Raw genomic sequence first — 23535 nt, forward strand, 5'->3', positions numbered from 1 at the left:
GACATACTACCCCACTTTGTCGGATTTTCCGGCCGGGAGCGCCTCATGCGCCCCCGGCCTCTTGCCGGTCAGAGATCGAAATCGCTGGATGTGAGGTTGTGCGAACCCTTGATCGAGATCTTGAAGTCCGCCGTGCCGCCGCCGGACGTATTGCCCTCGACCACGGTATAGTCGGTGCCGTCACGGTTTTCGTGCGTGACCAGCAACTCGCCGCTCGCGCCGGTGAAGGCGCCGGAGACGAGCGTGAACGCCTGGTTTCCGGATGCGGACCAGTTGGCGTCCATGCCGCTGAGATCCAGCCTGTCGCCGGGCTGGAAGCCCATGATCGTGTCGCCGTCGGCGTCGGCGGCCGACAGGAAGCGGAAGGTGTCGTTGCCCGCGCCACCGTCCATCACGTTCACCGCGACGCTTGCCGTGATCGTGTCGTTGCCGGAGCCGGTGACGATGTTCTCGACACCCCAGATCGTGTCGGAGCCGGATTGTGTGCTGGTCACGCTGCCGCGACCGTTGAACCCGGTGCCGAGGTCGGCGGTGATATTGGCGCCGATGGCCGACATGTCGAGCGTATCGTTGCCCGCGCCGCCATTCATGTTGTCGCCGTAATAGACATCGTCGCCATCGCCGACGGATGCGACGAAGATGTCGTTGCCGTCGCCGCCGAAGACCGTGTCGTTGCCCGTGCCGCCGTCGATGAGGTCGTCGCCGGCATCGCCGAAGAGGCGATCATTGCCGGCATCGCCATAGATCATGTCGCTGCCGCCGCCGCCGAGCACATTGTCGGCGCCGTCACCCGCGAAGATCATGTCGCGGCCGTTGCCGCCGGCAAGGGTTTCCCCGTTCGACGTGCCGATCAGCACCTGCGGGCTGCCGCCATCGACATTGCCGGTGCCGCCGGGCACCACGCCATCGTCATCGCCGTCATTGTCATCATCATCATCATCATCGTCGTCGTCGATATCGCCATCGTCGTCGTCCTGATCCGGGGTCTCGTTATCGTCGTCATCGATGCCGCCGGTGTCGTCGTCTCCGTCATTGTCGATCGGCCCCTGACTGCCTTCGTCTCCGTTGCCGGCTTCCGGCGGTGTGAAGCCGCCATGCCCGTCGTCGGCGGAGAACTGCGGCAGGACGCCGTTGCTGAAGAACGTCACGGAATGATCCTCGCCGACGAGGGTCGTCGAGCCGTTGGCGTTCTGCACCACGTCGAAATCGTCGATGGTGGTGTTGTCGGGAAGCTGGATGACATCCTGCGGCCGCAGCGTGCCGATGATCGTGTCATTGCCGCCCTTGGACTTGAAGACGACGCGGTGCGCGGAGGCGAGCCGCGATATATCGACCGTGTCGTCACCTTCCGAACCTAGGATGGTGATCGTGTTCAGCCGCAGGCTGGTCTCCTCGCCCTGTTCGGCGAAATCGCCGATCAGCTCGAAACGGTCACCGCCGGCGGTGCCGACCCCGTTCGCCGGGCTGCCGTTGATGACGATCTCCTCGATCTCCGCAAGCTCGGCGATCACCTCCGGCGTGCCCTCGACGCCGTTCACCACGACCGTGCGGGTCACGACGATCTCCGTGGCGGAGCCGCGCAGGACAAGCCCCGGAATGACGGCTTCCGCATCCTCCGCGGGATAGAAGCGGAATATCTCGTAGGAGTCATCGCCGGTGATGACGAAGGTATCGCCCGCAATGCCTTCCGAGCCGCCATCGACCACGTCCCAGCCGCCGCTCGGCGCCTGCCAGTGGAAGACGTCGTCGCCGCTGTCGCCGAAGAGGACATCGTCCCCCGCGCCGCCATCGATGGTGTCGTCACCCGACAGGCCGTTGATCGTGTCGGCCCCGCCGCCGCCCAGGATGATATCGGCGCCGGCCGTGCCGGCGAGCGTCTCGCCGGCAGCGGTTCCGATAATCGTGTTTCCGCCGGAGAGGATGAAGTCGGCGATGGAGATCGCATTGTTCCCGGCCCCGGTCACGCCATTGAGCGTGATCGATCCGCCGCCTGCGACATCGACGCGGGTGCTCGTGCCATTGGCGGTGATGGTGACGCGCGAGGCGAAGTCGGCACTGGTGATGCCGAGGCCGCTGAGGTCGATCCTGTCCTGCCCACCGCCATTCGGGTTGGCGTCGAAGCTGGCGACCGTATCGTTGCCGAAGTCCGCCGTATCGTAGACGATGGTGCTGAAGCCGTCGCCGACATTGATGGTGTCGTTGCCCGCACCGCCCCGCACCGCGTCGTTGCCGGCTCCGGCATTGATGATGTCGTCGCCGTCGCCGCCATCGAGGAAGTCGTTGCCGTCTTCGCCGAACAGCCGGTCGTTGCCTGCGCCGCCATAGAGGCTGTCGTTGCCGACACCGCCGGTCAGGGTATTGTCGAGCCCGTTGCCGGCCCCGGTGAAGCTGCCGGTCCCCATATAGGCCAGGTTCTCGACATTCGCGTCGAGCAGGTAGCTTGCAAGCGTCGTCTGCACCGTGTCCGTGCCGCCGTTCGCAAGCTCGACCACCGTATCGCCGAGGTCGTCGACGATATAGGTATCGCTGCCCGCGCCGCCGACCAGAAGGTCGACGCCCGCGCCGCCATTGAGGATATCCGCGCCATTGTTGCCGAAGAGCATGTCGTCGCCGGTATTGCCCAGCAGCGTCGTCGCCTGATTGCCGGCCAGATCGACCAGAACGGTGTCGATATCGGCGGCTGCCGACAGCGTGGTGCCCGTTCCCGTATGGAGCGTATAGGCGCCGCGCATGACCTCGTCGCCTTCGTCGTCGGCGAGATAAAGCTGGTAGCCGTTATAGCTGCCGCCGTCGAAGGTGATCGTCTCGACGGCGCTGCCGGCACCGTTGAACTGCCCCGCGACGCGGATCGTCTGGCCGTTGAGCGTGATGAGCAGATCGCCGTTGGCGGCGCGGCTGAAGTTGAGGTCGGTGAGGGCCGCCCCGTTCGTGGCGATGCTGATCCGGTCGTTGCCGCCCGTCTCCTCGATCCGGTCGACGCCGTCGGCAAGGCCGAAGACATAGATGTCGTCGCCGGCGCCGCCGCGCAGCGTGTCGTTGCCGGCGCCGCCGATCAGCACGTCGTTGCCCGTCAGCCCGTTCAGCGTGTCGTTGCCGGCAAAGCCCATGAGGACGTCGTGGATCAGCCCGGTGCCCACGGCATCGCCGTTCAGCGTTTCGTTGCCGGCCGTGCCGGAGATCACATTCATCGTCAGGTCGGTGAATTCGAGCCGTTCGATGTTGCGCACCGTATCCCGCCCGTCGAGAACCGGCCGCTCCGTCACCCCTTCCACGTTTTCCGCGAGCGGGTCGGTCTCATCCGTCGCCGGCGGCGCATGGTCGACATAGAGGCTGCCGTCCGTGTTCACGCCGAAGCCGTAGTGTTCGCGAATGCCGGTATAGACGGCCGTGTCGATATCGCCTGCGACATTCCCGTCGACGATTTCCCGGACGATCGACAATTGGCCGGGATTGAGCACGCCGGCCAGCATCAGCGCATCGAGCGCACGGCCGCCGAACTGCGCGACGGCGCCGGGGCGCAGCGCACCCCGCTCCATGTCGGCTTCGAGGTAGACCTTCTTCGTCATGCCGTCGGCGGTATAGACATCGCTGCCGACCGCGATGCGGATGCGCACGTTGAGCCACTTGTCGCCGTCGATGATGTCGCTGCCGGCAAGGCCCTTGATGCGGTCGCTGCCGCCGCCGCCGAGCAGGATGTCCGAGGCGTCCGCCGTGTCCATCACGACCGTCTCGGCAACGCCGTCATTGCCGACCTCGACATAGCGCTGGCGATGGGCGACCAGCGTATTGAGGCCGTCTATGAGGGCGACGTTCCGCTCCAGAAGCGCGTTGGAATAGGAATAGAGGGGCGAGTCCGGACCGGGGATCGCCGCCGTGCCCGTCGCCTCGACGCGGGTATTGACCGGCACCACGCGGCCGGTCAGCGTGTCGCTGAACTTCCAGCCGGAAAGCCCTTCCACGAGATCGAAGCGGTCACGCAGGATGAACGCTTCCTGATTGGCGAAGATGGGAATGCCGAGATCGGAATTCGCCGCAACGGCGTCGTCCTTGTGGATCGCCCAGTCGAAGCCGGCCATGCCATTGCTGCGCTGGATGCCGACGCCCTGGAACATGATGTCGTCACCGGCCTCGGCGTCGTAGTCCGTATCCCCGCCCTGCCCGTTCAGCACGTCGTTGCCGATGATGGTGGAGTTGAACATCAGCTCGGAATTCTCGCCGGCCAGCGTATCGAAACGGCCGCCGCCCTCCATCCAGTCGTCACCGGCCTCGCCGAGCAGGAAGTCCATGCCGTCGCCGCCGAGGATGAAGTCGTTGCCGATGCCGCCCATGACGGTCTTGCCGTCGGGACCGGCGATCAGGAAGTCGCTGCCCTCGTTGCCGAAGATCAGCGAGAGGCCGCTGCCGCCGTGGATGACGTCGTTGCCCTCCTCGCCGTGCAGGAAATCCATCGCGCCGATATCGGTGCCCGCATTGGTGATGATGTCGTCGCCGGTGCCGCCATGGATATGGTCGACGCCGTAGCCACCCTCGAGGCGGTCGTTGCCGGCCCCGCCCCAGATCGTGTCGTCGCCCTCGCCGGTGATGATGTGATCGTCACGGTCGGTGCCCTGCACGACGACATGCTCGCCGCCATTGTAGCGGAGGTAGTCGGTTTTTCCGTCGCCGTTCTTGTCGAGGCGCTCGACGAGCGGAGACAGGGCCTGGAGATAGGCATTGTCCTGCACGGGATCGGCAAGCCCGGTCATTGTCGCCTGTTTTGTCGCATCGACATAGAGCACCCGGTCCGGCCGCGAGAAGAAGTCGCCGGGTATGGCGCTGCCCGTCTCGCCGAGGTCCGTGGTGCGCAAGGCCATCTTGGAAAGCGAATTGCCCTCCAGTTCGGACAGGAGATTGAGGCCCTGGGTGCGCGAGAGATAGTAGAAGCGGTCGCCGTCCTGCAGGTTCTCCATCTGCAGCTCGAAGATGAAGGAGAAGGTGGAGCCGAGCATGCCGCCGAAGTCCATCTTCTTCTCGGCAAGGCCGCCCACCCACAGGTCGACATCCATCAGGCCGCCGAGCCGGGGCGTCGCATACTCTCCCGTTGCGTTGAGGAAAGCCGTGCGGTCATCGGCATCCGGCGCGGCTATGGTCCTGAAGCCTCCGGCGACCGGATCCCAGAAGGTTTCCGACGTGCCGAACACGATCGCCATCGCCGCCGCGCGCTTGCCCTCGATGGTGGTCTCGCCGGTAATCAGCTCATGAGTGCCGTAGGCGGCGATGAAGTTGACGATGGAGGCCGGGTTCTTGAGGTTGAGGGCGAAGTCGGTCCAGCTCGCATAGGGCGCAAGCTGGCTGTCGCCATGGGCCATGGCCTGGAACTGGGCACGCGCCTCGTTCAGCGTCGGCATGCCGGTATCCCGGCCGCGGGCGATATTGATCGTCGCAAGGTCGAGGGGAATGCCGAGCAACTGGTTGCGCAGCGTGTTGGTGACGAACTCGTCGATCTCGTTGCCGACCTGGGCACTCATGCCGCGAATGATCGCGCCCGCCGCCTGCGCATGGGTGAGCGTGCCGCCTTCGTCATAGGCGACCGGATTGAGGAACGCATCGAACAGCGACATGTGATCGGACGCTCCATTGGCGCCGATGCGGTCGACGTTCTCGTTGAGCATCGAGTGCCCGAAGCGATAGACCACATTGGCGAACTCGGAGAAGATGGCGGGATTGATGGTCGGGTCCGGCTCGAACAGGAACGCATCGACGTCCGGCTGCATCTTGCGGGCGAATTCCTCGAAGACGAGATGCTGGTATTCCATCTCGGTGACGAAGCGGGCCGCCTGGAACAGGCGCTCGCCATCCCAGACCAGCGTTGCCGGATTCGCCGGCATGGCGTCCACATCGACCAGCAGCCACTCGTTGAGGAAGGCCAGGTCGCCGGCCGCGGCCGCTTCGAGCGCAACCGCCTTGGTCTCCTCCACCATGCGGTTGTGCTCGCCGTGGAAGATGTGGTGGATGGTGGTCAGGCCGATATTCTCGTTGCCGCGCCCGTCGCCGGTGATGAAATGCGCGTCGAGCAGTTCATTGTCATAGGCGGTCTTGTTGCCGCGACCATCAACGGCGATGTGGTTGCCGGCGGCGCTGTTCGTCGCCGTCGCCTCGTCCGTATCGGGCGCGACCATGATCATCGGCGTTCCGGGCAGGCCGTCATGATCGAACATCGTCCCGGGGGCCGCATTGTGGGCGATATCGTCCAGGAAGGCATGACCGGTGCGGGCGGCGCCGACAGCCGTCGGATCGACAGGCGCAAGCGGGTTGCCCTCGACGAGTTCGTCATCGGCCGTGCCGAAGACACCGTCGACGCCGACGCCGACGACCAACTGGGCATAGCCGTTGGCGCCCGGAATGAAATTGCCGTATTCGTCGGTCACGATCAGGGGAATGTTGCCGATATCCATATCGGTGAGCTTGATGCCGAGCTTCTCCGCGGCCTGCGCCTTCACATCCGCCCAGGTCGCAAGACCATGTCCTTTTCCTTCCAGCAGGAGACCGGTCGCCATCGGCTTGCCGTCCGGCCCGGCCGCGTATTCACGCATGAACACCTGCTTGGAGGCATTGGAGCCGTAGGTCTGGTTCTGGTCGACCCATGGCGTGGTGCTATTGCGCGCGCCTTCCCCGGTGGTCACCCGGGTCAGCACCATGAAATTGGTATGCGGGCTGGCCGGATTGTAAAGCGGATCGTCCGGCGAGAGCGGGATATAGACGTTGTCGTTGCCCCCCTTGGCCACAAGGTCGAGACCGTGGTCGAAGAATTGCCCGAACAGGGTGAAGAGGGCGCTGTAGGGCGCGGAATCGCCGATATCCGGCGACACGTTGGGCAGGAAGACGGTCGGGCCGTCCATGACGATGCCATTATCCTCCAGCAGCGCATCCAGGTGCGCCTTCGCGGGAGCATAGGCCGGCGAATTGGTCGGCAGGGCCTTCACGATCACATGCGCGTCGCGAATGGCCTGCAGCGCCTCCGCCTGCGCCGCCCCCACGACCCCGGCATGCTCCAGCGCCGCGACGATGGCAGCCGGATTGTCGAGCGTCTGGTCGACGACAAGGTTCGAGATCAGGCGGGGCTGGGCATCCGTGACGCCCCCGGCCTGCCCGTAGTCGTTGTTTGCGGCATATGGGAACGTGCCCGTGCCCTGCGTGAACTGCGGCTCGGTCAGGTTCAGGAACTCCTGGTCCGCCGCGCCCCATTCTTCCCGCCCCGGCACCAGATTGTTGTAGCTGCCGTCCACGGTGCGCAGGCCATAGGGCAGCAGGTGGATCTGCGCGGATGCCGGCGAATTGGGATCGACGCCGCCGGCTTCGGCGACCAGCGTCGTGAGATCCTCGCCGGCTGCATGTCTCTCGGCGATCTTGATCTGTTTCAGGATGAACTGCAGATCGTGTTTGACGATATTGACCATGATCCTTCTCCCCTGTGGCGTTCCGTTTGCCCTTGTCCCGCCCTGCGCCGTCTTTCCCGACAAACGCAATGCGCGAGCCTGGAGACAATGATGCGACCGGAAAGCGCCCCCGGCACACCTCACATGGTCTGACGGGTTGCGTCCCCAAAAGGGCAAGAACGGCTGGATTTTCGGGAGTCGATAGCCTGGGCTTTAGTCCTGGCAGATGATCGGACCATGGATCATGTTTCACAACGCGAAGGTGTGTTAGCCTTGTATCCGTCCAACAAAGCGTCTCAGGATGCCGATGACAGACGTCGCAATCACATCGCCGCGATTTCGCTGGGTGCAGGATTTTCGCAGCCTTGGCCAATCGACGCAGTTCGCACTCGTCGGCGGGTTCATCATGCTGGCGGCGATGCTTCTGGTCGGCCTGGTCATATCGGGCGTCGTCGCGCGGACCATCACCGACAGCAGGGCGACCAATTCCGCGCTTTTCCTCGACAGCATCCTTTCACCGCTCGTCCAGGAACTGGCGCAGGAGGAAACCCTCAGCCCCGCGAGCATCGCGCGCCTCGACAACGCCCTGAAGAACAACACGCTCTCCGAGCGCTTCGCCCATGTCGACATCTGGATGCGCGACGGCCGCCTCGCCTACTCCACCTCGCCGGACCTGATCGGCGGCAGGTTCGCCCCGCCGGAAGGCACCGCCAGGGCCTTCGAGGGCGAGGTTTCTTCCCGATACACCGACCTGACGGCCGACGAACACATCGCACGCGCCTGGACCACGAAATATCTCGAAATCTACGCGCCGCTGCGCGAGCACCGGTCCGGCCGCATCATCGCGGTCGTCGAGGTGCATGAACTGGCCCACCGGCTCCAAAGCCGGCTCCGCAGGGTCGCGACCCAGACCTGGCTCGCCGTCAGCGGCGCCACGCTCCTGATCGCGCTCGCCCTTATCGGCGTGGTCTATGGCAGCAGCCGGCTGATCGGCGAGCAGCAGGCCGCGCTGCGCAATCGCATCGCCGAGATCGAGCGGGTCTCCAACCAGAACCGGGAACTGCGCAGGAAGGTCCAGCGCGCCTCCGGCCGGCTTGCCGAGATGAACGAGCGCTACCTGCGGCACGTGGCGGCCGAGCTGCACGACGGCCCGATCCAGATCGTCGGCCTTTCCGCGCTGAAAATCGAACAGGTGCGCCGCGCCGCCGATGCCGAGGGGCGGGAGGCGGTGCTGCAATCGATCGAGACCCTTCTCGGGGATGCCTCGCGGGACATGCGCGTCATCGCGCACGGGCTGATGCTGCCGGAAATCGAGGGGCTGTCCCTGAACGAGATCATCGCCAGAGCGATACGGATACACGAGCAAAGGACGGGAACCAGGGTCTCGGTCGCCTGCGGGGAAATCCGGCACGGCGCGTCCCAGGCGCTGCGGATCTGCGTCTACCGTTTCGTGCAGGAAGGCCTGAACAACGCCTATCGCCACGCCGCCGCCCGCGGCCAGGCGGTTGAATGCCGCCTCGACAAGGACAGGCTCGTCGTGCGTGTTAGCGACGAAGGCGGCGTATCGCCCGGTCGAGACCGAAAATCGGATGGAAGCCTCGGCCTTGCCGGCCTGCGGGAGCGGGTGGAAAGCCTCGGAGGCACCTTCTCGGTCTCCCACCGGCGGCAAGGCACCACCATCGAAATGTCTGTGGCTCTGGGTGAGGGAGAAGAAGCATGAATGCGTCCGTCAGGGTCATCGTCGTGGATGACCATCCGCTTTTTCGGGCGGGCGTCAGCCAGTCGCTCGCGCTCGATCCCGCCATCACGGTCGTCGCGGAAGGCAGTTCCGGCGGCGAAGCCCTCGATCTCGTCAAGCGTCATGAGGCCGATGTCATCCTGCTCGACATCACGATGCAGGGTAACGGCATCGAGGCGGCGGCCGCGATTTCCGCGACAGCAAGCGCGCCACGCATCCTGATGCTGACGGGATCGGACGACAGCGACGACGTGCTGGGCGCCATCGAGGCCGGCGCTGCCGGCTACGTGCTCAAGGGTGTCAGCGCAAACGATCTGATCGCTGCCGTCAAAAACGTATCCGCCGGCCAGTCCTTCATGTCGCCGAGCCTCAGTCTGGCGCTTCTGGCCAAGCTCAGCGGCGACACGAAGCCCGATCCCCTCGCGCTTCTGACGGATCAGGAGCGCCGTATTCTCGATCTGGTCGCGGAAGGCCTCAGCAACCGGCAGATCGGCGACAGGCTCGGCGTGCTGGAGAAAACGATCAAGTACCATATGACCCATGTCATGAAGAAGCTCGCAGTACCGAACCGGGTTTCTGCGGCGCTTTATCTGAGAGATGCGATGGCTCGTTGAAAGATGCAGTGATCTTGCTCCCCAAAACACTGAACCTTGCCATGGGGCAAGGGTTTCATCGTCGGCCAGACCATGTTCGACAGCCCCGCCATGGCGAAATCATCGCCGAGCTGGAGGAAGTCGGCACCAAGTGCGGCACTGGCTGGACCTGGCCTGCATGCAGTTAATCCTGCCCTCGCAACAAGCAGGCACCTCCCTCTCGTTTCACATCGGTGGTATGAGGAAGCCATGTGGCGCGCGCAACGCAGATGGGACAGGCGAAGACTTGCCTTGCTGGTTGCAGGGGGGCTGGCCTCCAGCATGCCGACGGATACTGCGATCGCCCAGATCGAATGGCGCGCGCCGCCCTGTACTTACTCAATAGCCACCGGCACCGGAGCGCTCTGTGTCCGCGCGGTCAGCTTCAACCGCGACATATGCGGGGCGCTTGCCCATTTCGCCGGCGAACACGATCTGCCGCCCGAATTCTTTGCGCGGCTGATCTGGAAGGAAAGCCGGTTCCGTCCCGATGCAGTCAGCCCAAAGGGCGCGGAAGGAATAGCGCAATTCATTCCCTCCACCGCAAGACTGCGCGGCCTATCGGACAGTTTCGATGCTTTGGAGGCATTGAAGAAATCGGCCGAGTATCTCGATGACTTGCGGAACCGGTTCGGCAATATCGGCCTGGCTGCCGCCGCCTACAATGCGGGCGAGAACGGACTGCAGGCGTTCCTGAAAACCGGCAACCTGCCGCAGGAGACCCGCAACTACGTCCTCGATATCACCGCCCACACGGCCGAGGACTGGCGCGACAACCCGCCTGCGGCCATCGATCTGCGCCTCGACGGGCAGAAGTCCTTCGAGGACGCCTGCATCGCGCTTGCCGCCACGCGGCGCCTCAAGACCCTGGAATTCGAAGCGGAAGGCGTCTGGGCGCCGTGGGGTGCACAACTGGCGGGGCATTTCCAAAAGCCGGTGGCCATCAGACTGTTCCTGTCGACCGTCCGCTCCCTGCCTGCACCTCTGAACAAGGAAAAACCGCTGATCCAGAAGGAACACAACCGTGCCTTCGGAGCAAGGCTGCGATACACGGCCCGCATCGGTCGGTCAACCCGGCAGGAGGCCGAAGCCGTATGCCTTGAAGTCCGCAAGAACGGCGGCGCCTGCATCGTCTTCAAGAACTGACCGGGACCAGCGGTCGTAGATTGCAAAGCAAGCGCCAAACCGAAACCTTCGCTCTCTTGGATCGGCGCAATAGCCGCAGGCAACCAGCGAACTGAGACTGCGGGCGCGAAGGGGACATTAGCGCCGGATTATCTCGGAATAGTGGGGGAATACATCGACTAAGCCGCAGAAATTTCCGCACTACAGCCAAGCCAACAAAAATTAGGAGATTCCCGCTGGCGGGTTGGTAGCGGAGGACCGCTTCCGGCGGCGCAGCCCTATATGGACCTATACCGCAAAATCGCAACCCAACTGCCGTAACGCTACTCGGCCAGCAGTTTACCCTCAAGGGGGTAAATCTCGCACAGCCCCAGTCAACAGTTCAATCAGATCAAGAAAAGCCGGTTGAACTGGCTGACCTCGATGGTTCGCTCCCACCGAGGCCAGTCGAAATGCTCCCAACAGTCCCGCCGGAAGAGCGCCGATTTTATAGCACGCTCTTCTCAGACTTTAAACTCTGCTCACCAGGGGGAGAGAGATCGTGTCGAAGCAGCATAAAGCAACGTCATCCAAAGCGAAATTTTCTCAACTCACACGACCTGAGAAAATCACGAAAGATCCCGGAAAGCTGCCGAGTTCAGGGGCATTCAACACCGCCCAGGTAAGCCTCATAAGCAAAGGCGACAAGTCCGGTTACGCTCCTGAGAAAATCCCCTGTGATGGCTCCCAGGGTGGCAACGACGATATAGTCGATTTCATCAAATCTGCCCGAGCCATGGTGCTTCGCGGACGCTTCAAAGCCGAAGAAAACGCGCATAGGAACATGTTGCAGCGAGCCAAGAACGGGAAGGTCGTTCACCCCTCCTTTAAATCGTTCCGGGATTTCCTGCTCCATGTCCGCCCGATGCCCGGCAAGGGCATGACACTCGACCGGATCGACAATGACGATCCAGAGTATGCGCCGGGGAAGGTTCGCTGGGCAGACCGTCATACCCAGAACAACAACAAGTCGGACACCCTGACTTTTTACTATTCTCGAACCAGAGATGTTTACACCACCTCCCGCCTGTCCAAACTTCAGAACGTATCACCGGATGCGATCCGTAAGCGGAGGTGTCAGGGCTGGACCGACGACGAGATCATAGAGGGCAAGCGTACCTCCTCAGTCCCGAAGCCTCATGTAACGAAAGGAGCTACAGGCGCTGTCGGCCCGGCCTCCTCCAAGTTCCCCGCAGGACTTTACACCCCCGCTCAGTTGGCGCTGCTCTCACGGAGCGAAAAGCAATTGACCTCGGCGTCTGACATCATGTTCCACCGTGATGCCCACTATCAGCAGTGGGAACGTTCGACCAATGGCACGGAGCACATGCTGCCGACGTATGAGGAGTTCTTGGAGCTGGGAGAGGAATTCGCGGTCATGACCCCCGAGAGCCACAAGCGCGGTTTTCTCAGCCGCTGGGGAAATCTTCGCCCTCATGTGATCTACGGCAACCTCCTCCCCCATCAGAAGGCGATGTTGGCGGAGTATGATCCGGCATGGGTTGCCTGCCAAGAAGCGAAGGCGCGACCAGAGCAAGAGCTTAAGGATCACATATAATCAGATAAGCCTCTGTTTTTTCTATGTATTCAAAAGCCTCCTTGTGCCAGAATTGTTCACACAAGGAGGCAATCAACTTGCAGAATACCATCTTCAGCGTTGGCCATTCTTCGCACTCATGGGAACATTTCCGGTCATTGATCGAGGCCCCCGACATCGGCGTCATACTCGATGTCCGATCCAGCCCCCGGTCGCGCCTGCATCACTTCAACAAGCCGGAGCTGCGCTATCGTCTGAATTCCATCGGGGTCAGCTACGTGCACATGGGCGACCAGCTCGGAGGCCGTCCAGCTAGCGGTGCCGCCGACTACGAGATGATGGTAACGACCGCTCCTTTCCTAGACGGAGTTGCCAAGGTTGTTGATTGCCACTGAGAACTGACCCGGCGTTTCCACCGAGAATTGACCCGCTTATTAGGTATGTTTCGGCTCTGCGGTCGTGGTCAAGTTCCTCGTTTTCTCCTTTGTCGTTTTGGTGTCGTGCGCGGAGCTGTTCTTGAAGCGGAAGCTGTCGTTGCCGGTCTCGAGGATGTGGCAATGATGGGTGAGCCGGTCGAGCAGCGCGGTTGTCATCTTGGCATCGCCGAAGACACTGGCCCATTCGCTGAAGCTCAGGTTGGTGGTGATGATGACGCTCGTGTGCTCATAGAGCTTGCTCAGCAGATGGAACAGCATCGCACCGCCTGAAGCACTGAACGGCAGATAACCGAGCTCGTCGAGGATGACGAGATCGGAGTGTGCCAGGCGGTTGGCGATCTGGCCTGAGCGACCTTGGGACTTCTCCTGCTCGAGCGCGTTGACCAGTTCCACGGTCGAGAAGAACCGAACCCGCTTGTGATGATGTTCGATGGCCTGGACACCGATGGCCGTGGCGATATGCGTCTTGCCCGTGCCGGGACCGCCGACCAGGACAATGTTGTTGGCGTCGTCCAGGAAGTCGCAGCGATGAAGCTGACGGGCCAGCGCCTCGTTGATCTCACTGCTGGTGAAGTCGAAGCCGTTCAGGTCACGATAGGCTGGAAAGCGTGCCGTCTTGAGCTGGTAGGCCGTCGATCGAACTTCACGTTCCGCGGTCTCCGCCTTGAGGAGCTGCGACAGGATCGGGATTGCCGCCTCGAATGCCGGCGATCCCTGCTCGGTGAGTTCGCCGACGGCCTGGGCCATGCCGTGCATCTTCAGTTGCCGCAGCATGATGACGACAGCGCCGCTTGCTGGATTATGACGCATGGCGGGCCTCCGTCTTTCTCAGCGCATCGTATCGTTCGACATTGGCCTTGGGCTCGTTGACGAGCGTCAGGGCCTGAGGTGCATCGATGGTGGGCGGTGTGAAGGATTTGCCGTCGACGAGGCGATGCAGCAGGTTCAGCACGTGGGTCTTCGTGGGGACGCCGGACTTCAGCGCCATGTCGACCGCCGATAGCACGGCCTGTTCGTCGTGCTGGAGAACAAGGGCCAGGATATCGACCATCTCGCGGTCGCCACCCGGCTTCTTCAGGAGGTATTGCTGCAAGGTCCGGAACGCGTCCGGTAGCTCGGCAAAGGGTGCACCGTTGCGAAGCGCGCCTGGCTTGCGTTGCACGACCGCCAGATAGTGCCGCCAGTCGTAGATCGTCTGTCCCGGTCGGTCGTGAGAGCGATCGATGACGCGACGATGCTCGCAGACGATCTGGCCTTCCGCAGCAACCACGACACGATCCGGATAGACCCGCAGGCTCACCGGTCGATTGGCGAAGGATGCCGGCACGCTGTAGCGATTGCGCTCCAGATGGACGAGGCAGGTTGGCGTGACCCGCTTCGTATACTCCACGAAGCCGTCGAACGGACGGGTAACAGGCATCAATGCCAAAGCTTCCTCAGCCCAGATGTCGGCAATGGTGCCGCGCATCTGTCCGTGTGGGGTCTTTGCCCAGAATTCCTTGCACCGAAGCTCCAGCCAGTCGTTCAGGGCATCCAATGATGGAAAGCGCGGAACAGGTTGGAAGAAGCGATGACGCGCATCCTGAACATTCTTCTCGACCTGCCCTTTCTCCCAACCAGACGCGGGATTGCAGAACTCCGGCTCGAATACGTAGTGACTGGCCATCGCCAGGAAACGGACATTGACGTCGCGCTCTTTCCCGCGGCCGACCTTGTCGATCGCCGTGCGCATGTTGTCGTAGATTCCGCGGCCGGGGATGCCGCCGAAGACCCGGAATGCATGATTATGGGCATCGAACAGCATCTCATGCGTCTGCAGGAGATAGGCCCGAACGATGAAGGCGCGGCTGTAGCTCAGCTTCGTGTGCGCCACCTGCAGTTTGGTGCGCTCATTGCCGATGATGGCCCAATCTTCCGACCAATCGAACTGGAAGGCTTCGCCGGGGTCAAACGCCAGGGGCACATATGTCCCGCGGCCCGTCGTCTGCAATTCTCTCTGCCGATCATCACGCCATTCCCGAGCAAATGCCGCAACCCGATTGTAGGAGCCCTCGTAGCCAAGGCTCATCAGATCGGCATGCAACTGCTTCATCGTCCGCTTCTGCTTGCGGTTCTTCTTGGATTCGCTCTTCAGCCAGGCAGACAACCGATCAGCAAAAGGATCAAGCTTGCTTGGCCGCTCCGGGACTTTGAACTTCGGCTCCACGCCGTCCAGGCGCAGGTATTTGCGGATGGTATTCCGGGACAGGCCAGTCCTGCGGCAAATCTCCCGGATCGATAGTTCTTCTCGAAAATGCCAGCGTCGGATCACGCTCAATAACGCCATGTCGATCACTCCATAGCCCCCGCTGAAAACATGCGAGGGAAGGTTGGAACATGGGTCAATTCTCAATGGAAATATCAGGCCACGCCGGGTCAGTTCTCAGTGGCAATCAACACTCGCTTCTCTACCGATATGCAGAACGATAGGTCCGCCGAGGACCAAATCGACTATTGCAAAGATTTCGCGAAAAGTCGCGGCTATGAGATTGTTGGCACCTACGCCGACAAGGCTGTTTCCGGCGCTTCGATCCATGGTCGCTATAATTTGCAGCAGATGCTTCAGGACGCCCAAGCGGGCAAGTTCAGCATCATCATCGTTGAAGCTCTCGACCGCCTGTCACGCGACATTGCCGACATGACGCTCATGTACAGGCAGCTTGGTTTTTTGAACATCCGCCTTATCTCCGTGAACGAAGGTGAGGCGAACCTCATCAGCGTCTCGCTGCACGGCCTTCAAGCCCAGATGTTCCGCGAAGGGAATGTGCTCAAGATCAGACGAGGCATGGGTGGCTTGATAAAACAGGGCTTGTCCGCAGGCGGCAAGGCATACGGATACAGGCCAGTGAAGAAGCTCGACGCCAAGGGCGAACTGATCCGAGGAGAGCTCGAAATCGTTCCAGAGGAAGCGGCAGTCGTCCAACGCATCTTTGAGGATTATGCCGCTGGCACCTCCCCGAAGGAGATCAGCCATCAGTTGACGCGGGAGGGCGTTCCGGCACCACGGGGCTCGGACTGGTCCCCATCAGCGATTTACGGCTGGGCTAGCCGAGGTTCAGGCATCCTTCGTAATTCCATCTATGTCGGGCATCTTGTCTGGAACAAGAACAAGATGATCAAGAACCCAGACACCGGCAAACGAGTATCCCGCCAGAACCCGCCCGAGGACTGGAAGCACGCTCACCTCCCGGAGCTTCGCATCATCTCGGACGAGCTATTCGAGCGTGTACAGGCCCAGCTCGCCGAGCGGTCTCAAGTGGCGAAGGAAGGTCGCATCGGCGCAAACAACCGTCCCAAGCGCCTTCTGTCCGGCCTTCTGAAATGCGCTGCCTGCGGTCGGGGAATGTCCGTCTATGGCCACGATAAATCAGGTAGAGTTCGGGTGCGATGCTCAAAGCACAATAATAGCCGGACCTGCCCCGACCCGAAGACCTTCTATTTGGAGGACATCGAGAACTTGCTCATCAACTCGCTGGCTCACGAGCTTGCCACGCCTGAGCGCATTCGACTTTACGCTGAACGGTACATCGAAAGCAGGTACAAGGACGAGCGAGACAGCCACCGTAGGCGGGCAGACATAGAGCGCCGCCTGTCCCAGATCGAAATCGAGAACAAGAAGCTGGTGAACCTCATGCTTCAAGACGGCGCGGACACTAAGGCGCTGGGGGCGAAAACGAAGGAGAATGCCGAGGAACGAGACCGGCTCGAACTGGAACTGTCCCGGCTCCCGCAGCCCAGCAACATCGTCCTGCACCCGACCGCAATCACGAGCTTCGCCAAGCGGCTCATGACGAAAAGCTCGAACCCCTATCGCTCGAACCGTGCGAAGCTCGAAATCGCTCTGACCGAGATGGACGAAATGGGTGGGCTTGGTCCGGTGCTACGCGAGCTTATTCACTCGGTCACGGTCTATGACGATGGTGATTATATCGGGATCAATGTGCAAGGCCACCTAACACCGTTCTTGCAGGAAGACGGGAAACCCCTAAAGGACATGGGTGCTGTGGCGATGGTAGCGGAGGAGGGATTCGAACCCCCGACACAAGGATTATGATTCCTCTGCTCTAACCTACTGAGCTACTCCGCCGCCCGAAAGGACGCTTGGAACGATGTCCGTTTCCGTCCGGTGGGCGGCTTATAAGGCGGGGTTCCTGCGAGTGTCAAGCGCGGTTTTGAGAAAAATCGCTTTGTCCGCAAAGGCTTTGGCCGGCGCGGCTTTTCAGGCCGCGGCCGGGGTGGCGAGGATGCGCTTCAGGGCGTCCTCGGCCGCCGCTTCCCGCTCGGAGCGCAGGATGAAGCCGCCGCCGTAGATGCGGGCGTCCTCGCCCTCGCCGGAATAGAGCGCGCAGGCCTGGCCGGGCGCGACGCCGGGCTCGCCCTCCGCAAGCTCCACATAGATGCCGGCCTCGCTCGCCTGAAGGCGCGCGGGACGCGGCGGGCGGGTGGAGCGCACCTTGGCGTAGCAGTCGAAACCGGCGGCAGCGACGGTTTCAAGATCGCCGTCGCCCAGCCAGTTGATGTCGCGCAGGTAGAGGCGGCGGGTTTCCAGCGCTTCCTTCGGGCCGACGATGACGCGGCGCGAGCGGGCGTCGAGATAGACGACATAGAGCGGTTCACCCGTGGCGATGCCGATGCCGCGGCGCTGGCCGATCGTGTAATGCAGGATGCCCTCGTGACGGCCGAGCACGCGGCCGTCGATATGCACGATTTCGCCGGCAAGCGCCGCATTCGGCTTCAGCTTGTTGACGATATCCGAATATTTGCCCTGCGGCACGAAGCAGATGTCCTGGCTGTCCGCCTTCTTGGCGACGACGAGGCCCATCTCCTCGGCAAGCGCACGCGTCTCGGCCTTGGAGAGATGGCCGAGCGGGAAACGCAGGTAGTCGATCTGCTCCTGTGTCGTCGCGAAGAGGAAGTAGCTCTGGTCGCGCTCGGCATCGACCGGGCGATAGAGCGCGCGGCGGTGCGGCGCATCCGGCACCGGGTTGGCGCGCGAGCGGATATAGTGGCCGGTCGCCAGCGCGTCCGCGCCGAGTTCCCGGGCGGTGGCCAGAAGATCGGCGAACTTGACGGTCTGGTTGCAGGCCACGCAGGGGATCGGCGTCTCGCCGGCGATATAGCTTTCGGCGAAGGGGTTGATCACCGTCTCGCGAAAACGCTTCTCATAGTCGAGAACGTAATGCGGGATGCCGAGGGTTTCGCAGACCCGGCGCGCGTCGTCGATATCCTGGCCCGCGCAGCAGGAGCCGGCCCGGTGTACGGCGGCGCCATGATCGTAGAGCTGCAGCGTGATGCCGAGGACGTCATAGCCTTCGCGTTTCAGGATGCCGGCCACGACCGAACTGTCGACGCCGCCGGACATGGCGACGACGACGCGCGTATCTTCGGGCTTGCGATCGAAATCGAGACTGTTCACGCGAGGTCCGTTCCGGTGCGCGGGCGCTGCCGTCATACACCTTTGAATTGGGGCCGATCCCGGCCGTTGCGACATGCCGCGCTCGGCGGAATGCCCTTCGGGCGACATATAGAAACTTGCCGCAGCGAGGGCAAGAGAAGGCGCAAAAGCCCCCTGCCCGCGCGAACCGGGATCAGATCAGGCGAAGACGCAGGGCGATGGCGATGGCCTGCATGCGGTTGACGGCCTGCAGCTTGCGGGTCGCGCTCTTGAAATAGCTGCTCACCGTATAGACCGAAATGCCGAGGATGATGGCGATCTCGTCGCTGCTCTTGCCGGCCGCCGCCCAGCGCAGGCACTCCACCTCGCGGCTGGAGAGCCTTTCACGGTTCGCGGCCAGCCCCACGAAGGTCTTTTCGAGGCATTCGAAAAGCTGGAGGGCGGCGAAGTGCAGTTCCTTCAGCTCCGGGCGGGCGAGCAGGCCGCGCGTGCCGGAAAAGACCATGAGATAGGGATCGCCGGCCGTGGAATGCATGAGGAGCGCGGTGGAGACGGAAAGGCCGTAGCTCCCGGCAAGCGCGATCGCCTCGCCGGCCTGCGTGCTTTCCCAGTCGGCGGGCGCCAGCAGCGCGCTGTCGCCCTGGACGGGCAGCTTCGTCATGCCGGTATCCAGCGCCAGCCGGCTGAGATGGAAGAGATTCAGCGCATCGTATTTGCGCACCAGATCGGCCGGCCAGTTGCTGACGAGCAGGCGTTCGGAAAACCGCTGCCGGTCGTCGGCGGGAAAGCGCGCGACCAGGAAATGGCTGAAGCCGAAATGATTGGCGCACTGGCGCATGAGGTGCAGCACCTCGTATTCGGTCTGCACGGATTCGATATTGGCCGGCGACAGGAATTCGGGCGACCAACCACCCTGCTGCGAGAGCATCTTTTCTGGGTCTCTCATTTTCCGTTTCCAACAGCCGGCGGATTACGCCGGGCTTGGGTGTATTCTCGGTCCGGAAAATTTCGGGCGCACCATTCTGTCGGGCGGCGAGAAAAAACGCCGCGGAAGCCATTTCCCTGCGGGAGACAGCTTGCGGAGGCAATGCGTTTGGATGCGGCCTGGAGGCTTCCGGTGGCGTCAACACGACGCCGCCTCCGAATTTTGGGGCGTATTAGCAGTATTTGAATAAAATGGAAATGAAATATTTGCATGGCTCCCATGCGGTTGACGCGGGCGGAAAACCGGCGGACGCTAGGGAAGGCAGGGCTTGCCGCATATCGGCAGCGCCGGCGAAGCCGCTCAAAAGATTAGAAAATTGTTAGTATGCGCTTAGGCAAATCTTAAATGTGGCAGGCTACAGTCCCGGCATATGGTCTTGAGTTTATGTAGAGAGTCCAATGACCGACCTGATACGACCCCGCGTTAAATACGTCATCGGCCCCGATGGCAGCCCTCTTACGATCGCCGATCTGCCGCCGGCCAACACGCGGCGCTGGGTGATCCGCCGGAAGGCAGAAGTCGTCGCCGCCGTACGCGGTGGCCTCCTCAGCCTCGAAGAAGCCTGTGACCGCTATACGCTGACGGTCGAAGAATTCCTGTCCTGGCAGTCCTCCATCAACGACCATGGTCTTGCCGGCCTGCGCACCACGCGCATCCAGCAGTACCGCCACTAGACATTTCCCGAGATTGCCTTCTGCGGCCGCGCCTTGCGCGGCCGCAGTCGCGTTTGCAACGGCCCGGCTTTCGCCGCGGCGCGTCGGCAATGCGCCGATACGGCACGCACCGTTCACAATCCCGCGCCTTGCGGGAGGCCGGAAGACCGGCAAGGATAGCTCCGACACGCAACGCAGCGAGGAGCAGATCCATGAATATCCTGCACGAAGAAACCGGCGCGAAGGGCCGCTATCACGTCACCGTCGAAGGGCATGAGGCGGAAGTGACCTATTCCCGCGCCTCGCCGCAGCTCGTGATCGTCGACCATACCGGCGTGCCGGACGCGCTGCGCGGCAAGGGCATCGGCCAGGCGCTGGCGGCGCATGCGGTGGAGGAAGCCCGCAAGGGCGGCTGGAAGATCATGCCGCTCTGCCCCTTCTTCCGGGCGCAGGCGATGCGCCACGCGGACTGGCGCGACGTCGTCAACCTCTAAGCGAAGGCAGCAACGCGAAGAGCCCTCGTGAGCGGCCTTCCGGCCGATCGCGAGGGTTCTTCAAATTCGAACGGAGCGGACCGGCGACCCGATCAGGCGCGCATGCGCACCGCGTTGTCGCGCTCCTCCAGCGCCGAGGCCTTGGCGAATTCCGCCTCCGCCTCTTCGAGCGCCAGTTCGGCCGCATCCTGCTGCACCTTCAACTCCCGGATGGAAACCTGGAGATTATCGGAGCGCTGCCGCGCCGCCTTGGCGAAGGTCGGATAGGCGAAATGGCTGGGATCGGTGATCCCAGACTTCTTTTCCTCGATGGCGATCTGGCTTTCCAGCTCTTTCGACATCCGTTCGAACTCGGACATCATAAGCTGAAGCTGGGCCAGTTGCCGTCTTTTGTCTTTCACCTGAAATTCCTTCAGGCGAACTAGGCTCTCACGCGACTTCATACGCAATACTCCCGTGGATAGCGAGACCCCGGCATTGGAGCGAACGGCCGCCCAAAACACTGGCGAACATTCACCCGGCATTCCAAATCAGTCCCCGAAGCACGGCGTTTTTCCGTGCGCCGGCGACCGGCATTTCCACCCGTAACGCGACAAACCCTGCCGAACCGTAAAAAAAATTCAGCGAGATTAATGAAATCCTACCGCTGGTAACCTTTCGTTTACGGGCATCGTTAATCATAGGTGCGATGATTTAAGGCTCGGTAAATACGGATCGCAAAAAAAGAGGTGTCCGCATTGATGAGTCGAAAGAGTCGGTTAGCCGTGTTTCCTAAAGTGAGAACTTAAGAGACACATTTCTGATTCATACATGAAATCAGGAGTCTGCCTAAAATAATTAACAGATCGATACACCTTGCCAAAGTGAATCAGGATTTGTTAACCATTTCGTGGCAGCCTCCAAATCAGGCAACGACTGGATCCGTATCGCGTAGGGGGCCAGGTACCTTGGGCGGCGGAAAAGGGGACAGATATGCGGGTTCTACTCATTGAGGACGATAGCGCGACGGCGCAGAGCATCGAGCTGATGCTGAAGTCCGAAAGCTTTAATGTGTATACCACCGACCTCGGCGAGGAAGGTGTGGATCTGGGCAAGCTGTATGATTACGACATCATCCTGCTCGATCTCAATCTCCCCGACATGTCGGGTTACGAGGTTCTGCGCACGCTGCGCCTGTCCAAGGTCAAGACGCCGATCCTGATCCTCTCCGGCATGGCCGGCATCGAGGACAAGGTGCGCGGCCTGGGCTTCGGCGCCGACGACTATATGACCAAGCCGTTCCACAAGGACGAACTGGTCGCCCGCATCCACGCCATCGTGCGCCGCTCCAAGGGCCATGCCCAGTCCGTCATCTCGACGGGCGAGCTGATCGTCAATCTCGACGCCAAGACCGTCGAAGTCGGCGGCCAGCGCGTGCATCTGACGGGCAAGGAATACCAGATGCTCGAGCTGCTCTCGCTGCGCAAGGGCACGACGCTCACCAAGGAAATGTTCCTGAACCACCTTTACGGCGGCATGGACGAGCCGGAACTGAAGATCATCGACGTCTTCATCTGCAAGCTGCGCAAGAAGCTGGCGAACGCCGCCGGCGGCGCGAACTACATCGAGACGGTCTGGGGCCGCGGCTATGTGCTGCGCGAGCCGGACGGCGACTATCTCGAAAGCGCCTGACCAGCCCCTCCCCGCTGAACAAATACGACCCGCCGCTAGCCGGCGGGTTTTCTTTTGCCCGGCCTCCGGCCCGGGGGGCAAAACAAAAGCGCGGCCGCTCCATTGCAGAGCGGCCGCGCCGGCATTGGAATGTCTACGGGGTATTTCAGGCGGCGATCGAAAGATTGCCGAAGACCTGGGTCAGGATCTTGCGGTCGAACGGCTTCAGCAGGAAGTCGTCCGCGCCGGCGCGCTTGCCCATCATCATCTTCTTCAGGTCCGCCTCGACCACGCAGTAATAGATGCGCACCGATTTGCCCTGCGGCAGGTTGCGGATATTGGCGATCAGCTCCAGCGCGCCGTCCATGGTGGAATCGACGATCAGGATATTGGGCAGTTCGGCCTCGCAGCGCACCAGCGCCTCGAGCGCGCTGGAGGCTTCCAGCACGAGGAAATCGAAACCGGAAAGAATACGCTTGCCGACCTTCCGGACGACATCGGAACCGTCGGCGATCATCAACCGCTGCATTAGCTGCTCCTAGGTCTCCCGCTCGCAAAGCGGGAACGATACAGGATGCAACTCTACCGACGCCTGGCAAACAAAGCGTTAGCGGCCATGGTTAACGAACCGTGGCTGCCCACAACCTTATTCGGCGGCCGCTTCCGCCATGCGCGCCGAGAAGACGATCTCTTCCGGGCTTACGGAAACGTCGAGTTCCATGCCCGCCTCGTCGGCCAGCAGCACCGTGTAGTAGGGCTGAATGGAATGGGCGTCGACCGCCTCTTCCGGCGTGCCGGTGAGGATTTCCGTGAACTTCGGCGGCACGCGCAGCATGCGGCCCTTCACGGCGAGCTTGAACACTGCGTCGAATTCCGGGTTCTCCAGCGTCACATCGATGGAGCCGCCGCGCGGGATCGCGCCATAAGCGATAAGGAACAGGTTGAGCAGCAGCTTGACGCGGTTCTTCGCGACGATGGCGCGCGGCCCGCTCCAGGTGATTTCCGTCTTCTTTTCGGCGGCGGCGAAATCGCGCGCGGCCTTTTCCGCCTCGCCCGTATCGATCGACGCGCCGACGGAGCCGGAAGCACCGAAGGCAAGCCGCGCGAATTTCAGCCGGACGGAGGCGTTCAGCGCGCTGGTGCGGATGAGGTCCATCGCCTCGGTATCCGCGCCGCCCTCGTCGAGCAGCTCGAGGCCGTTGTTGATCGCGCCGACCGGCGAGATGACATCATGGCAGACACGGCTGCACAGAAGCGCTGCCAGATCGGGACCGGTCAGCGTAAGGTTCGGATTTTTCGCCATAAAATTCTCCCAGATCCACGCATTGATTCATCGCGGGACGCCTAGCCAAGGACGCGCGCGGCAACATTCCGCACGACGCATAGCACGCCACGA

Annotated in this window: 17 protein-coding genes and 1 tRNA gene; 9 read left to right on the plus strand and 9 right to left on the minus strand. The window is 62.1% G+C overall.

Going from position 1 to position 23535, the window contains the following annotated elements; genetic code table 11:
• Positions 1-68: 68 nt before the first annotated feature.
• The gene (locus K8M09_RS13255; protein WP_160786420.1) at positions 69-7436 is read right to left on the minus strand and encodes a peroxidase family protein; all 7368 of its coding nucleotides are present in this window, start codon (positions 7434-7436) and stop codon (positions 69-71) included.
• 286 nt (positions 7437-7722) lie between these two features.
• On the opposite strand from K8M09_RS13255, the gene K8M09_RS13260 reads away from it, so the two are divergent.
• From K8M09_RS13260 to K8M09_RS13280, 5 genes are all read left to right on the plus strand, one after another.
• Positions 7723-9135, plus strand: coding sequence for a sensor histidine kinase (locus K8M09_RS13260; protein WP_160786421.1), 1413 nt, complete (start codon positions 7723-7725; stop codon positions 9133-9135).
• Positions 9132-9767 (plus strand): response regulator, encoded by a 636-nt coding sequence (locus K8M09_RS13265; RefSeq protein WP_160786422.1) that lies wholly within the window; start codon positions 9132-9134, stop codon positions 9765-9767. The genes K8M09_RS13260 and K8M09_RS13265 overlap by 4 nt, the downstream gene beginning before the upstream one ends.
• A gap of 228 nt (positions 9768-9995) precedes the next feature.
• On the plus strand, positions 9996-10931 hold the full coding sequence (locus tag K8M09_RS13270) for a lytic transglycosylase domain-containing protein (protein ID WP_160786423.1): 936 nt from the start codon (positions 9996-9998) through the stop codon (positions 10929-10931).
• A 520-nt stretch (positions 10932-11451) separates the two neighbouring features.
• Complete coding sequence (locus tag K8M09_RS13275; RefSeq protein ID WP_160786424.1) at positions 11452-12507, plus strand: hypothetical protein; 1056 nt, start codon at positions 11452-11454, stop codon at positions 12505-12507.
• Between the two features lie 77 nt (positions 12508-12584).
• Complete coding sequence (locus K8M09_RS13280; RefSeq protein ID WP_229341880.1) at positions 12585-12881, plus strand: DUF488 domain-containing protein; 297 nt, start codon at positions 12585-12587, stop codon at positions 12879-12881.
• Between the two features lie 39 nt (positions 12882-12920).
• Here K8M09_RS13280 and istB read toward each other — a convergent pair whose 3' ends face one another.
• Both istB and istA read right to left on the minus strand, forming a co-directional pair.
• Positions 12921-13733 carry an IS21-like element helper ATPase IstB gene (istB, locus tag K8M09_RS13285; protein ID WP_160788246.1) on the minus strand — a complete coding sequence of 271 codons (813 nt, stop codon included), beginning with the start codon at positions 13731-13733 and terminating at the stop codon, positions 12921-12923.
• Positions 13723-15249 (minus strand): IS21 family transposase, encoded by a 1527-nt coding sequence (istA, locus tag K8M09_RS13290; RefSeq protein ID WP_160788247.1) that lies wholly within the window; start codon positions 15247-15249, stop codon positions 13723-13725. Before istA ends, istB begins: the two co-directional genes overlap by 11 nt.
• A gap of 129 nt (positions 15250-15378) precedes the next feature.
• Here istA and K8M09_RS23775 point away from each other — a divergent pair, with 129 nt between their 5' ends.
• Complete coding sequence (locus K8M09_RS23775; protein ID WP_407697083.1) at positions 15379-17016, plus strand: recombinase family protein; 1638 nt, start codon at positions 15379-15381, stop codon at positions 17014-17016.
• Here the strand turns inward: K8M09_RS23775 and K8M09_RS13305 are convergent.
• The 3 genes from K8M09_RS13305 to K8M09_RS13315 form a co-directional block, all read right to left on the minus strand.
• Positions 16973-17049: transfer RNA gene (locus K8M09_RS13305), tRNA-Met, on the minus strand. The two genes, K8M09_RS23775 and K8M09_RS13305, sit on opposite strands and share 44 nt — an antisense overlap.
• 132 nt (positions 17050-17181) lie before the next feature.
• Positions 17182-18378, minus strand: a complete 1197-nt coding sequence (mnmA, locus tag K8M09_RS13310; protein WP_229341888.1) for a tRNA 2-thiouridine(34) synthase MnmA — start codon at positions 18376-18378, stop codon at positions 17182-17184.
• 172 nt (positions 18379-18550) lie between these two features.
• Positions 18551-19303 (minus strand): helix-turn-helix transcriptional regulator, encoded by a 753-nt coding sequence (locus K8M09_RS13315; protein ID WP_160785327.1) that lies wholly within the window; start codon positions 19301-19303, stop codon positions 18551-18553.
• A gap of 437 nt (positions 19304-19740) precedes the next feature.
• On the opposite strand from K8M09_RS13315, the gene sciP reads away from it, so the two are divergent.
• Both sciP and K8M09_RS13325 read left to right on the plus strand, forming a co-directional pair.
• Positions 19741-20016, plus strand: a complete 276-nt coding sequence (sciP, locus tag K8M09_RS13320; protein ID WP_160785326.1) for a CtrA inhibitor SciP — start codon at positions 19741-19743, stop codon at positions 20014-20016.
• A gap of 191 nt (positions 20017-20207) precedes the next feature.
• Complete coding sequence (locus K8M09_RS13325; RefSeq protein ID WP_160785325.1) at positions 20208-20489, plus strand: GNAT family N-acetyltransferase; 282 nt, start codon at positions 20208-20210, stop codon at positions 20487-20489.
• Between the two features lie 92 nt (positions 20490-20581).
• Here K8M09_RS13325 and K8M09_RS13330 read toward each other — a convergent pair whose 3' ends face one another.
• Positions 20582-20932 carry a flagellar export protein FliJ gene (locus tag K8M09_RS13330; RefSeq protein WP_160785324.1) on the minus strand — a complete coding sequence of 117 codons (351 nt, stop codon included), beginning with the start codon at positions 20930-20932 and terminating at the stop codon, positions 20582-20584.
• 529 nt (positions 20933-21461) lie between these two features.
• Here K8M09_RS13330 and ctrA point away from each other — a divergent pair.
• On the plus strand, positions 21462-22160 hold the full coding sequence (gene ctrA / locus K8M09_RS13335) for a response regulator transcription factor CtrA (RefSeq protein WP_064331096.1): 699 nt from the start codon (positions 21462-21464) through the stop codon (positions 22158-22160).
• 145 nt (positions 22161-22305) lie between these two features.
• On the opposite strand, the gene K8M09_RS13340 is transcribed toward ctrA, so the two are convergent.
• Positions 22306-22668 (minus strand): response regulator, encoded by a 363-nt coding sequence (locus K8M09_RS13340; protein WP_160785323.1) that lies wholly within the window; start codon positions 22666-22668, stop codon positions 22306-22308.
• A gap of 117 nt (positions 22669-22785) precedes the next feature.
• Positions 22786-23442 carry a histidine phosphotransferase ChpT gene (chpT, locus tag K8M09_RS13345; RefSeq protein WP_160785322.1) on the minus strand — a complete coding sequence of 219 codons (657 nt, stop codon included), beginning with the start codon at positions 23440-23442 and terminating at the stop codon, positions 22786-22788.
• Between the last annotated feature and the right edge of the window lie 93 nt (positions 23443-23535).

It is taken from the genome of Shinella zoogloeoides (assembly GCF_020883495.1).
Lineage (GTDB): Bacteria > Pseudomonadota > Alphaproteobacteria > Rhizobiales > Rhizobiaceae > Shinella > Shinella zoogloeoides.